Below are 14,312 nucleotides of genomic sequence, written 5' to 3'. Positions count from 1 at the left end.
CGCCCTGTAAGTCAAAGTTTGCAGGGCGGTTATGCTTTTCAATATTTAGTTATTATGAGAAAACAAATTAGCTTACTTGTACTCACTGCGCTGCTATCCTTGCCACTCGCGGCACAAAGCATCAGGCTTCATTCCCCCAAATTGACGGCCAGAACCGTTGCAGCTCAATTATCCCATAAAAAACAAAATGCAAATGCTTTTCTAACCCTAAAGGAGGATGCTGATGCAGCGATGCTCGCATCGCACTATGGAGTCCACCTGAATGTGAAGGTCGGCAATCGTTATACGGCCATTGTTCCTTTGCAGATGGTCGATTCCCTTGCAAACGACCCTTCAGTGGTGAGAATTGATATAGGCGAGACCGCCCGGGAGATGCTTGATTCCGTACGTGTATTGTCGCATATAGACGAGATTCATGCTGGAACAAATGGACTTTCAGGCTCATACAAAGGCAAGGGTGTCATCGTAGGCATCATCGACACAGGTTTTGACTATACCCATCCCAACTTCAAGGATGCAGCGGGCAACAGTAGGATTCAATGCGCATGGGACCAGACAGACAGTTCATCGCCAAACAACAGCTATGGTTATGGTAGAGTCTATGACTCGCCAGCAGCTGTAGCGGCAGCCATGCATGACAAATCGTTCGATACACACGGCACCCATGTGGCGGGAATTGCTGTGGGAAGCGCAGAGGGCAACTTCAAAGGAGTTGCTCCTGAGGCCGACATTGTGCTGGTATCAACCAATAAAACCGAGCAAAGCATTGTTGACGGAGTGGACTTCCTGATAAATTACGCACAGGCTCAAAACAAGCCGTTAGCCATCAACATTAGTTTTGGTGTGGAACTGGGGTATAAGGACGGCTCAAGCATGCTCGCCTCAATGATCGATGGATTGTTGGCAGACAAGAAAGGAATTTTAGTTGCCATCGCTACCGGAAATGAGGGACACCGCTCCGCCACGCTGAAAACAAGTTCAACACTGAAAAGTATATGGAAAGTGCCTGCCTACGGCCGAGACAATATGTTCATATTGGGAGAGAAAGACGGTACGTACACACTAAAACTGACCCTCCGCAATACGAACACTGGCGACGAGCTCTTCACTCAGACCTTCTCTACGGAGACGGAATGGACCAAGAGCTTCAGGAATTTCGGCACTGACGATGCTGCCGGATCACAGCTGACGGCCTCATCGATGGTCAACAGACGTACAGGGCGGCATGCGCTTTCGCTCAATTTACTCTACCGATGCGCTGCCGGCGAGATATGGGAGGTGGAGATGACCGCCAAAAACGGCAACATGATGGTCAACAGCGACTATGGAATATTTACCGATGGTGACAAGGCAGGATTCACTGCCGGAACCAACGAGTCGTCGATAGCCTCCACAGCCACAGGAAAAGAGCCTATTGCTGTTGGAGCATACGTAAGCCGAAGATATTATACGGATATAACGGGCAAGAAGCAAGATACGAAATGGACGCGCAACGACCTTTATCCAATGTCAGGACAAGGACCTACGTTCGACGGACGCACAAAACCTGAAGTCGTGGCACCGGGCGCAGCGGTCATCTCATCGTTCAATTCGTTTGCCGCTCCCTACAACCTTCCCAACAACCTGAAGACCCATTCGAAGACCAGCAACGGCCGTAACTATTTCTGGGGCATAGCCTACGGAACTTCTATGGCAACACCTGTTGTCACTGGCACAATGGCCTTGTGGCTTCAGGCCAAGAACGATTTGACCGCGGCCGAGGTAAGGAAGTTGCTTGCCAGCACATCGCAGTCGGACAGCTTCACAGGCATGGTTCCCAACAATGCATTCGGGAACGGAAAGCTCGATGCACTGGCTGGCTTGAAGAGTATTATCAGCACAGCTGGAATCGGCACGGCATCAATCGGCTCATCAACCTTACAATACCTTTACGATACCAAGACGCACACCATCATGGCAAGTGGCGCCGAGAGTATCCAGCTATACTCTGTTTCGGGCTTATTGCTCAAACAGGCAGATGGTTCTTCGATGCAGTTAGAGGGTCTTACACCAGGCATCTATGTGGTGCGAATCAACGGGAAGACCACCCTATCGGTGAAGATCAAGATTTAGTTATTGATGTTGACTGAAATTCTGAAGCTCTGTCTGGCAAAATCGCATGCAGCTCTAAGGAGCATAATCTGCCGATTGGACAACGAAGGCAGATTGTGGAATGGGTGTTTAGCGAGCATCAATAATTCGGTAATCATTCACGTGTAGGGCTTTCATTACGCACTCTCCTATCGCAGCACGCTACGTTTTTGAAAAATGACAAACGAGCAGGCAAGCATTCAAATAAAATCAGAACAGATTCTGGCGATCTATTGGAGTTAAAGGCCTCTTTGGAGGGCCTCTAACTCCTTTTTCCCCACCACCCTTGCTATAACTCCAGCCCCCTTTTCCAAGCCAACGAATAGATATTTCTACAGATAAAACAAACCTTCGCACCTACCATCAGACAAAGTCAGCACAGACACGGATGACTGATGGGATTTCAAAAGGTCAGCTTTCAAGAGACAAAAGGTCAGCTTTCGTTGCGCGAAAGGTCAGGTTTCGCACAATCATTCCTATCGCACTCATTTCCAACATGTTACAAACTCGATAAAAATAATTGAGCCTTACTCCCCCATTTTTTCGATATTACGATGCCTTTAACATAAATTGGTCATTTGAACCTGAACCGTTTTCAATTCGATTGTCGTCGAAAACATCAAGTTATGATTTGTAAGCAAGCCATTGCACCTATCCTACAAAGTGTCTATTATACGACATAAACATCTGAAAGAAAGACTATTAATACCAGAATTTACGTATATTGGAAGGACTTTTAACAATAACTCTTTTGGAAAAAAGTTCATGAATATTTGGGAAATATAAAAAAAATGTATAATTTAGCACCGACCTAAACGAAGAGAATTTAATTCTACCTTAATTATAATTATGACAAACCGTTCAACAGAAGTTAATTGAGCCTCTTGCTATCGCTACCGCCAACTAACGTCAGACAATGTTCAACACGACTCGAAGCTGAGGCTGGCGCCAACGGTTGAAATAGCTAATACTCAAGTGTTTATTCTGTTCTACAACATAAATCATAAAACAGTACAGGAAGAAAAGATAATAACTAATATAAATACAATCGTTAACAAAATCACAATGACATGAAAAGATTTACCTATTTTTGTGCTTGTTTGATTGCCACTTGTATTGCGATACCTGCGTTAGCGCAGACAAAGCTCAAGAAACAAATGGCCCGCAAGTATGAAATCCAAAAACGAATTTCACAGCACCAGGGAGATCGTGCCATCAATTTCGCACTTTTCGACGAAATGATACCGAAGAAAGCAGACATGACGACTCCGTTCACAGCTCTCATGCCTTCTTACAATGTATCCTCTCCTCTGAAATCACCGGTACTTACAGCACGTAAGGTCGAAATTCTGGGTAGCCATATTTCAGGCGACTATGGAGAAATGATATCATTCACACCATCGGCAAGCATCAGTTACAATGTTCTCAAAACATTGGGCTATGATGTAAAATTCAATGGTGGCTGCGCACTCATAGACAACAAGTACTACGGAATGAACGTTTGGGAGCTGGGCGGCATGAAAATGATTGATCTATACGAATTCAACACTGACACATGGGAGTCTGCAACCGAAGAGCCTGCACAGATTTACGACAAGTCGTTACTTGCTACAGAAACAGCAAAAGACCCCAAATCGTCGAAGGTTTTCGGCCAGTTCTTCACCAGCGACTTGAGCGCACTTGAATGGGGCTTTGTCGATTATGCTACCCAAAGTCGCACAGTCATCAAGAAAAGCCAGCATAGAATTGTTGCATTAGGCTACGGCAATGATAACTTTGCCTATGGTGTGGCAACCGACGGAAATCTATACAAGATTGATCCATCTACAGGTAATGAGACACTCGTGGGTGCTACGGGTGTGAAGGTCATGACATCTGCCAATAAATACTATGAGCAGAGTGGTGAGATTGATCCTGTTTCGGGCGAGTTCTATTGGGCTGCGACCGACGGCAATATGGTATCGAAGCTCTACACGGTTAACCTCACGACTGGTGCCGCTACCGAAATCGGCGCTCTCCCCGATGCAGTCGTGGGCATGGCCATTCCAGGTGCTGAGGCTGCAGATGGCGCACCAAACAAGGTGACCGACGTCTCATACAGTTTTGCCAACGGTTCTTTATCAGGAAAAGTTAAATTCACCGCTCCTACCACAACATACGCCGGTGATGCGCTGCCAACTGGCACCACACTGAGCTATACCATCTATGTCAATGGCAAGAAAGTTGCCGAGGGTACTGTTAAGCCGGGTGAGACCATCGAGCCAGACGTGACCGTTCCTGAGGCAGGCATGTGCAATTTCAAGATTATCACCTCAAACGCCGTTGGCGAAGGTGCAAAATTCATAGACAACCAGTGGGTAGGTCACGATGAAATGGCTGCTCCGGGCGATATCATCATGACAAGAAGCGGAAGCAATAACTCGCATGTCAAAATCACATGGACAGCCTCAACAGAAACATTGCACGATGGATATATAGGAAATGTAACATACAACGTGTATCGGGTTGAGAATGGCAAATTGAAACTCGTAAGCGAAAAGCAATCAGGCTTTACATTTGAGGAGGACTTGCCTGCCGACGCTGTATTCGGCAACTACTACTATGTCATACAGACCATCAACGGTGATGTTGAAGGTGAATACGACCAAACTGAAGAATTCTATTACGGCAAGGCCTATGAGCCTAACTACAGCGAAACGTTCGACAACGAAGCCAGCACTACACCTTACATTAAGGTGAACAGAGTTAAAGGCAGTTATAACGACTGGGAATGGGACAAGGAAGAAAAGTATATGAAATGTAGCAGCAGCTTCAAGGGTAAGAGCGACAGCTGGCTGATTTCGCCCCCTATCCACTTGAAGGCCGGCTATACATACTTCGTTAAGTACGACGTCATCACCCCAGCCGCCTACAAGGAAAAACTTGAGGTAAAATGGGGCAAGGATGCCAACGACAACGAAACACTCCTCACAGAGCAGTTGATGCCAGTGACAGAATACCCAGGTAAGGCAAGTATCGTGACAAACTACGAGAAAGAAATCACCATCGGTTCTGACGGTAACTATAACTTCGGTTTCCATGCCGTATCAGAATCGGGGTCGTATTTCGTGGCCATCGATAACTTCAAAGTTGAATTAGGACCATTACCTACCGCTCCTGCCTCAGTGACCAACCTGAGTGGCGAGACCGAGCCAAGCGGACTGGATGAGGCATTTATCAAATTCACAGCACCGACAAAGAACCGCAAGGGCGAGACAATCACATCGCTCGATAAGATTGTCGTGATGAGTGGCGACCGCATGGTGGGCACTGTCTCTCCGGTAACTCCAGGACAAGTTTGTACTGTTCACGATACCAATGCCGAACACGGCGACAACACCTACGACATCTATGCCTACAACGAAAATGGCGTGGGACAGAAAGCCACCATTACCATCAAAGTGGGACAAGATAAACCTGGCGCTATCCCAAGTTTGTCAGCCATTGACCAACTAAACTCTGTAAAACTCACATGGAAGGCTCCGGGAGCAGCTGAAGGCGGATTGATTAACCCAGCAGGGCTGTGGTATCAAATCCACTACGTTAAATCATCCACAGAGATTGAAGAGATAGGACAAACTGCAAAGGGTGTGACTGAATATACTATTGAAGATTTCAAAACTTACGAAGGTACACAACGCATCGCTTACTGGGCAGTCACACCAAGGAATGCCTCTGGAGGAGGGCCGATGAAGATTAAGTCCATGTTGGTGGGTAAACCCTATCAAATGCCTCACCACCGGAGCTTTGCCAACGGCTCAGACGATGGAATGTTCATGGCTGGAGTCGCAAGTGAAGCTGGCGATGAATGGATAATGCTGAAAGGAGAGTCATCCGATAAGGACAACGGCTGCCTCTACTACGATCCTAAGGAAACAGGCAGTGCCATGATTATGTTGGGTAAGGTAAGCCTCCGCGGTGCAGTAAATCCTCAACTCATATTCGACTATAAGTGCACTCCGAACGCAAAACGCAAGATGGTTCTTGTTGCTCAGCCCATGAACGGTACAGCACAACGCATTGATATCAAGGATTTCAACACCATAACCAACGCTGGCGAATGGCAAAAGGCAGTCGTTAAACTTCCAAAGGAACTGACAAAGACTAACTATATCAGCTTTATTATCCTCGGAGAAGCTACAGAAAAGCAGGCAGAAGCACCTATCTATGTTGACAATTTCAACTTCGTTGATCCCCTTCCAAACGATGCAGCTGTAGAGCTGGTGACACCTAAGACCGTGAACAAGGGACACAAGGTTGATTTCAAGGTTAAGATTACAAACTTGGGACAGAACGATCTCGATGCCAAAACCATGGTGAAGATATCTGTCAACGGAACAGAAGTAAGTCAGGTCGCTCTCACAAAGACACTCAAGACAACCGACTACGAACTGCTTCCAGTTTCATACCAGACCTCTCTAAATGATGCAGCTGACCAGCTCGACGTGAAAGCTGAGGTTGTAGCAGTGGGCGATGTTGAGAAGAAGAACAATATCGACAACGCAATCATCGAATATGCTGACAACAACATGCCGAAACCAGAGAACGTGACATCGACAGGTGACAACACACCAGTCGTTGGTTTAAGCTGGAGCGAGCCAGCAATCGAGACTCCGACCGTAACAGAAGACTTCGAAAGCTACGATCCTTGGTCAACAACTATGGGTGAGTGGACACTCGTCGATGTCGATAAAGGCTACAACGTATCACTAGACGGTGAAAACTTCAAGTTCCCACACAACCGCGAACAGTTTGCATTCATCGTGGCTCAACCGAAAGATTACCCAGACAACAAGTACAAGAAGCATGTGACCACACATTCAGGAGATAAGTGTGCCATGTCATTCCTGCAAGTTGCTAACCTTTCTAAGGCAGTTCCAATGGCTGCTGATAACTGGATGATCAGTCCCGCATTACCAGGAAAGGCCCAGACTATCGACTTCTGGGTAAAGAACACTGGTACATACGCAGAAACCTTCGAGGTGCGTTATTCAAAGGGTATCAATCCACTTGACATTAGGAAGTTTATCAAAATTGGAGACACACACACCACCAACACAGGTCAGTGGGTGAATATCTCTGTTGACCTTCCAGAAGGAGCGCGTTTCTTTGCTATCCGTCAGAACAGCCCAAGTTCAAGCACGACGATGTTCATGATTGATGATATTACCTTCATGAAGGGTAATACACCTGTTGCATATAACATCTACCGCGATGGTATCTTGATTGGCACAAGCACAGACTACAAGTTTGAGGACCAGCCAAACAACGATGGAACGCACACCTACAGCATTACAGCCGTTTATGCAGGTGGCATGGAGTCTGAGCCTGTAGAAGTCAATGTGGTAACTGACATCCGCGGAATTGAAAGTAAAGAAGCCTCATCATACAATGTTTATACCTTGGAAGGTGTTCAGGTATTGAAGAACGCAAAGGATCTCAATTCATTGAGACGTGGTATCTATATCATCAATGGCAAGAAAGTAATGATCAACAAGTAATATAGTATTGGCAGAGCGGGCCAAAAGGCTTGCTTTGCCTCACTATAACAAAAATCAAACAATTCAATATTATGTATAACAAAATACGAAATATAGCTTGCTTGGCACTCTTCGTAGCTTTAGCAGCTCCAAGTTTTGCAGCTCCAAGAGACAAGGCAGCCATCATGAAGGCAGCTCAGCGCACCTTGAAGGCCAGCAGCAGCCAGCGCAAGGCTCCTTCTTTTTCAAGTAACAAACTTGAAATACTGAAAGAAAACGAAGCGTTCACGGTTGTTGGTGCCCCCACTGGTGGATATGTAATCATTAGTAATGATGACCTAGCTCCTGAAGTCATCGGTTATTCAGAATCAGCTTTCAACGATGAAAATACGAATGACAACTTCAAATGGTACTTACAGGCAGTCGAGAAGGCTGTAAAGAACATTGTTGCAAAGGGCAAAGTTCTTAAAGTCATCAAACCGAATCCTGCCAAATACCCACAAAAAATCGAATCATTTGTCAATGTTAAGTGGGGACAGCAAGATCCATATAACCGCCTTTGTCCAACAGCAGCAAAGAGTAACAGTACCCCCGGACAGAATTATCATGGCGGAACAACAGCCGTTACGGGTTGTGTGGCCACTGCCATGGCACAAATTCTGCGCTACAACAAATATCCTGACACAGGAACAGGTACCAAAACTTTAACTGTGAAACAGCCAGACGGTTCCAAAAAGGATTTTACCGTGGATTTCACCCAGAGCAATTACAGATGGAACGACATGCGCGACGTATATAAGAAAGGTGCGTTCAGCGAAGAAGAGGCGATGGCCGTTGCAACATTGATGCGCGACTGCGGTTTTGCTGCCGACATGAGCTATGCCTCTGACGTCTCAGGAACTCCCATCAACGCAGCTTATGCTGGGCTGAAGGCCAACTTCAAGTATCCTTCTACCATGCAACTCCTTTACCGCATGGATTATATTGCCAAGGATGCTGAATGGATGGACCTTATTTTCAAGGAAATCAGCGAGCGTCGCGCTATCTTCTATGGAGCAAGCGACAAGAACCCTAATAACGGTGGCCACGCCTTTGTTCTCTGTGGTTACAATGAAGAAGGTAAAGTTTATGTGAACTGGGGATGGAACGGAGAAGACAACGGTTACTACGATGTGAATCTCTTGAACCCAAGCAACTACCAATTCTCAGAAGCACAGAGCATGATTATTGGTCTCGCTCCCAACCGTCCAGCAAGAGACAAGGCGCTATCAATAGATGTCGAAGTGCCTGGAACTCTCAAAGACAAGATTTCAGCAGCAGACCTTGAAATCCTTCAGTCACTGACCGTGAAGGGAAGCATCAACTCTACCGACATCAAGTTCTTGCGTAGCATTGCCGGTTGCGACGAATATGGCAAGACAACGAACGGCGCTCTTGAGACCATTGACCTGAAAGAAGCAAACATTGTGTCGGGCGGTGATCCGTTCCTTGTTGACGGAAACCTCACCACTGCTAACAATGAGATACCAGAACGTGCATTCTTTGGCTGTCAGAGCCTGAGAAAGATTATACTCCCTACTTCTATTACCAAGATTGGCGACGGTGCTTTCGGAAAACTCAACAGCATCCAAGAGATTGTCATCCCTGAAGGAGCTGACAAGCAATATCAACTGAAAAACAATGTTCTTTATTCCAAGGACGCCACAGAGCTCATCGAAGTATTGCCATTAGCAACACAGAAGTTCACGGTGGATGCGACAGTGAAGAAGATTCATCCTTACGGGTTCTCAGGCTGCCAGCGACTGACCGACATTATCATTCCCGCCACTGTTGAGAAGATTGACAACAACGCATTCGAGGGCAGCTATGCCTTCAACAGCATTCGTGTTTATGGAAAGACTCCTTGCAACTTGGGCGAGAAGGTATTTGCCGACATCAACAAAGCCATAACTAAACTCTATGTGCCTCTGCACACAGAAGACATCTACAAGGCAACGGAGCAGTGGAAGGAATTCTTCGTTGACTACGACAACATCCTCCCATTCGGAACAGACATCTACGCAAGCACGGCCACACGCATGTACGGCGACGAGAATCCAGAGTTCGGCTACCGGTTCGATGGTGACGATTTCGTGGGCGAACCAGCATTATCATGTGTGGCAACTCCGACATCGGAGGTTGGCGATTACGAAATCAAGATTGCCCGCGGAACCATCGAGTCGGACATGCTCCAGCTCTTCAACGGCACACTTGTCATCACGAAGGCTAAGGCAACACTCAAGGTTGACGACAAGCACATCAATCTCGGCGACGCCTATACGCCAACTTACAAAATCAGCGGACTGAAGAACGGCGAGACCACCTGCACCTTCACGAAGGAGCCAACCTTCATCATTAAGGACAAGGACGGAAACGTTGTCACTTCATTCACAACAGAAGGCCTCTACCACGTCTATGTGGATGGCGCAGAAGCCAAAAACTATGAGTTTGACTGTGAGGGTGGCTACGTAATGGTCTATAAAGACGCAGCAGGCATCGAAGAAGTGAACTCCGAGGAAACAGACAACGAACCTTACTACACCTTGGGTGGCGTGAAGGTTATGAAGCCTGCAAAGGGTGGCATTTACATCCACAAGGGTAAGAAGGTAATCATCAAGTAATCCCCCAACTGGATTACTCTCACAACAGACGCAGTATTGCAGACTCAGTTCGCATCAACGGACACCGAAGGGTCGCATACTGCGTCTGCTTTTTGTATCCCTCTTTAGGTCTTTCCATCCCTGTTTCGTGCTGATTTCCGTTCTTTTACTTGCACAGTGCAGACTTATTTACTATCTTTGGTGATGAAAATCGCTGCAAGTGTGTGACGACATAGGGAAAGCACATAGGGAAAAGCGATTACCAAAGGCAATCCACTGAGATGAACAACCCCTTAAAAGTGAACAACTATAATCAATTATATGGCAACAGTAGATGACAAGAAGATTATCTTCTCAATGGTGGGCGTATCGAAAATCATCCCACAAAACCAAAAACAGATTCTAAAGAACATATACCTGTCGTTCTTCTATGGAGCGAAAATAGGTATCATCGGTCTCAACGGAGCAGGAAAATCAACTTTGATGAAAATCATCGCTGGCATAGAGCAGCCCACTCAGGGCGAAGTGGTTTTCAGTCCGGGTTACTCCGTAGGCTACTTGCCTCAGGACCCGCCCCTCAACGAAGAGAAAACCGTGAAGGAGAATGTCATGGAAGGCGTACAACACGTGTACGATGCTTTGCGTGAATACGACGAAATCAACGTGAAGTTCGGGCAAGAGGAATATTATAGCGATCCAGACAAGATGGACAAGCTCATGCAAAGGCAGGCTGAGGTACAGGATATCATTGATTCGACCGACGCATGGAACATGGACTCGAAGCTCGACAGAGCCATGGCAGCCCTCCGCTGCCCGGCCGGCGACTTACCCGTGACCAACCTGTCAGGAGGCGAGCGCCGTCGCGTGGCCCTCTGCCGACTGCTGCTGCAGAAGCCCGACGTGTTACTCCTTGACGAGCCGACCAACCATCTGGATGCCGAAAGCATAGACTGGCTCGAACAGCACCTGCAGCAGTACGAAGGCACGGTGATTGCCGTGACTCACGACCGCTATTTCCTTGACGACGTGAGCGAATGGATTCTTGAACTCGACCGTGGCGAAGGCATTCCATGGAAGGGCAACTACTCCTCATGGCTCGATCAAAAGACAAAGCGCATGGCACAGGAGGAAAAAACCGAATCGAAACGACGCAAGACACTGGAGCGAGAGCTTGAGTGGGTAAGGCTGGCACCCAAGGCCCGCCAAGCAAAGGGCAAGGCCCGTCTGAACTCATACGAGCAGATGCTCAACCAAGAACAGAAGGAACGAGAGGAGAAGCTTGAGATATTCATACCTAACGGACCGCGTCTGGGAAACAAAGTCATCGAGGCACGGCACGTCAAGAAGGCATTTGGCGAGAAACTGCTGTTCGACGACCTCAACTTCATGCTCCCGCCAAACGGCATCGTCGGCGTGATAGGTCCGAACGGTGCTGGCAAGACCACCCTGTTTCGCCTCATCATGGAGCTGGAAAAACCCGACGCTGGAACATTCGAAGTCGGAGAGACTGTCAAACTCGCCTACGTTGACCAGCAACACAAGGACATCAACCCCAACAAGACTGTCTATGATGTGGTGGCACAAGGCAATGAAACCATCAGAATGGGCGGACGAGACATCAACTCACGCGCCTACCTGTCACGTTTCAACTTCGCCGGAACCGACCAGAGCAAACTCTGCGGTGTACTTTCGGGCGGTGAGCGAAACCGTTTGCAACTCGCACTCGCACTGAAGCAGGAGGGAAACGTGCTGTTGCTCGACGAGCCGACCAACGACATCGACGTGAACACGCTCCGTGCACTCGAAGAAGGTCTGGAATCGTTTGCCGGATGTGCAGTAGTCATCAGTCACGACCGCTGGTTCCTCGACCGAATTTGTACCCACATCCTCGCTTTCGAGGGCAACGGCGAGGTGTTCTTCTTCGAAGGCACCTACTCCGAATACGAAATCAACAAGGCCATGCGAACAGGCAACGAAGAAATCAAGAAAGGCCGCTACCGCAAGTTGATGGAAGACTAACCCAACACAGGCAGATGAGTGCATGACAGAATGGCAACCGCATGGTTCGACATACACTTTTCCATTCCTTTGATAGGCCTCAAGGCCTCTCATCATCCAAGGGTGAAAGTGCGATCTGATACCCAATTTGGAGTTACACATCACGGCTTTTTCATCTTACGTAACAAGTTGATTTTCAACATGATAAGTTTCCACACACAAAAGGTCAGCTTTCGTCATACGAAAGCTGACCTTTTATAATGTGATAGCTTAGCTTTTGTCGTGCGAAAGGCAAGACACCGCTTGGTAATAGTAATTTTTCTTTATACGACTATGTCAGGGAACCATTGCGCATTGTTCCAGCCTTGACACAAATATCCTTCACAACCTCACCACCGGCGATTAACCCTGCAGCAGCCGGAACCCAGGCATTAGAGGCGGGAGTTGAACGCTTTTTATGCGCTATTCCCGTCTTCTCCTCCGCTTCGGCGGGCGTCGCCCCATCCACTTGCCGAGGCTCAATACTGGTCAGCGGCTCTTCGGGACTATAAACAACTTTGATACCACGCACGTTGGTTTTACGAAGCTTCTTGCGGAGAACCTTTGCCAGTGGATCGTTGATGGTCTTGAACAGGTCAGTGATGCAAAGTTGCGTGGCATCGAGCTTGAATGCCGCCCCCATCGAACTGATGACGGGCACGCCGAGCTGATGGCAACGTGTTATAATGTCAAGTTTGGCCACCACGGTGTCAATGCAATCCACCACATAGTCATAGTTTGAGAAGTCGAACTGACCGGCTGTTTCGGGCAGATAGAAAGTTTGGAACTTGCCAACCTTGCATTCGGGGTTTATATCCTTGATGCGAGCCTCGACGACATCTACCTTCGGCTTTCCGAGTGATGAATGGGTGGCTATGATTTGTCGGTTGATGTTTGAGAGTGTTACGAAATCATCATCCACAACGTCAATGTTCCCCACACCGCTGCGGGCAAGCACTTCCACCACATAGCCACCAACTCCCCCCACTCCAAACACAATCACATGACTGTTGCGGAGTGTCGCCAGGGCGGAGGCACCCATGAGAAGCTCGGTTCTGGAAAATTGATTCTCCATTAACTAAGTATTGAGAGGATTATACCAACTTGATGGAAAGTGGTTCCACAATGATGAGATGGCGCTTGTAGAGGTCGCCGACGGCTTTCTTATAGACTTTCTTCGACACTTGGAAGCGCCGCTTGATGTCTTCGGCATCGCTCTTGTCGCCAAGGTTGCACTGGCCGCCGTTGTCCTTGAGATACTGGAGGAGCGTCTCTGCGAAATCGGTGGCATGTCGCTGCCCTGTCGGCTGCAGGGTGCAGTCTATCTTCCCATCGGGGCGGACCGACGAGATGTAACCCTTCATGCGGTCGCCCGTGTGTACATACTGAAAAACTTGTCCCTCATAGATAAGTCCGGGATATTGGTTGTCGATGATGACCTTGAAGCCAAGGTCTGTTTTCTGCCAGATGAGCAAATCAACCTCTTGCCCTGGCTTGTAGGGCGGGAACGACTCGTCGAAGTAATGCTCCACCTTAGCGGAGGCAACAAGTCGGTAACTTTCCTCATCGAGATGGATGTGCACAATGTAGGAGTTTCCTATCTGCATGCGCATCTTCTGCTCACGGAACGGACAGAAAAGGTCTTTCGTCACGCCCCATTTCAGAAATGCCCCGTATTCATTGACCCACGCACATTCGAGATAAGCGAAGTCTCCCACCACCGCCAGTGGCTTCTCGGTCGTGGCTATGGGGCGTTCCTCTTGATCAAGATATACGAAGACACGCAGCTCGTCGCCTATGGCCGTTCCTTCGGGCACATACTTTTCTGGCATCAGTATTTCTCCCTCTCGCCCTCCATCCAGATAGAGTCCGAAAGGATCGCCGTTGCCCTCGCGCAATGCCACCTTTACTACAGTTAGGGTGTTGTAGTCACCTATGTTTAATTTTGACATCTTCATGCTTCTATTAGTGCTTGGAATTGTTTCGG

Annotated in this window: 6 protein-coding genes; 4 read left to right on the top strand and 2 right to left on the bottom strand. The window is 47.8% G+C overall.

Features of this window, described 5'->3' with window-relative positions; all coding sequences use genetic code 11:
* The first annotated feature begins 54 nt into the window (after positions 1-54).
* The 4 genes from H515_RS0100275 (at position 55) to ettA (ending at position 12,307) form a co-directional block, all read left to right on the top strand.
* Positions 55-2,112, top strand: coding sequence for a S8 family peptidase (locus H515_RS0100275; RefSeq protein WP_025875193.1), 2,058 nt, complete (start codon positions 55-57; stop codon positions 2,110-2,112).
* A 1,088-nt stretch (positions 2,113-3,200) separates the two neighbouring features.
* Complete coding sequence (locus H515_RS0100270) at positions 3,201-7,670, top strand: choice-of-anchor J domain-containing protein (protein WP_154653598.1); 4,470 nt, start codon at positions 3,201-3,203, stop codon at positions 7,668-7,670.
* 71 nt (positions 7,671-7,741) lie between these two features.
* The gene (locus H515_RS12720) at positions 7,742-10,309 is read left to right on the top strand and encodes a C10 family peptidase (protein ID WP_051274586.1); all 2,568 of its coding nucleotides are present in this window, start codon (positions 7,742-7,744) and stop codon (positions 10,307-10,309) included.
* Positions 10,310-10,609: 300 nt separating this feature from the next.
* Positions 10,610-12,307, top strand: a complete 1,698-nt coding sequence (ettA, locus tag H515_RS0100260; protein WP_028901417.1) for an energy-dependent translational throttle protein EttA — start codon at positions 10,610-10,612, stop codon at positions 12,305-12,307.
* A 310-nt stretch (positions 12,308-12,617) separates the two neighbouring features.
* Here the strand turns inward: ettA and H515_RS0100255 are convergent, their stop codons facing one another.
* Both H515_RS0100255 and H515_RS0100250 read right to left on the bottom strand, forming a co-directional pair.
* Complete coding sequence (locus H515_RS0100255) at positions 12,618-13,400, bottom strand: tRNA threonylcarbamoyladenosine dehydratase (protein ID WP_025875197.1); 783 nt, start codon at positions 13,398-13,400, stop codon at positions 12,618-12,620.
* 19 nt (positions 13,401-13,419) lie between these two features.
* Positions 13,420-14,277 carry a CvfB family protein gene (locus tag H515_RS0100250; RefSeq protein ID WP_025875199.1) on the bottom strand — a complete coding sequence of 286 codons (858 nt, stop codon included), beginning with the start codon at positions 14,275-14,277 and terminating at the stop codon, positions 13,420-13,422.
* Positions 14,278-14,312 lie beyond the last annotated feature (35 nt).

Source organism: Prevotella corporis DSM 18810 = JCM 8529 (assembly GCF_000430525.1).
In the GTDB taxonomy this organism is placed as follows: Bacteria; Bacteroidota; Bacteroidia; order Bacteroidales; family Bacteroidaceae; genus Prevotella; species Prevotella corporis.
This window is presented reverse-complemented; position numbering and strand designations above follow the sequence as displayed.

Bases quoted from the DNA above. Each gene is read 5' to 3' on its own strand.
- H515_RS12720 (WP_051274586.1), top strand. From the start codon at position 7,742: ATGTATAACAAAATACGAAATATAGCTTGCTTGGCACTCTTCGTAGCT.
- H515_RS0100275 (WP_025875193.1), top strand. From the start codon at position 55: ATGAGAAAACAAATTAGCTTACTTGTACTCACTGCGCTGCTATCCTTG.
- ettA (WP_028901417.1), top strand. From the start codon at position 10,610: ATGGCAACAGTAGATGACAAGAAGATTATCTTCTCAATGGTGGGCGTA.
- H515_RS0100255 (WP_025875197.1), bottom strand. From the start codon at position 13,400: ATGGAGAATCAATTTTCCAGAACCGAGCTTCTCATGGGTGCCTCCGCC.
- H515_RS0100250 (WP_025875199.1), bottom strand. From the start codon at position 14,277: ATGTCAAAATTAAACATAGGTGACTACAACACCCTAACTGTAGTAAAG.
- H515_RS0100270 (WP_154653598.1), top strand. From the start codon at position 3,201: ATGAAAAGATTTACCTATTTTTGTGCTTGTTTGATTGCCACTTGTATT.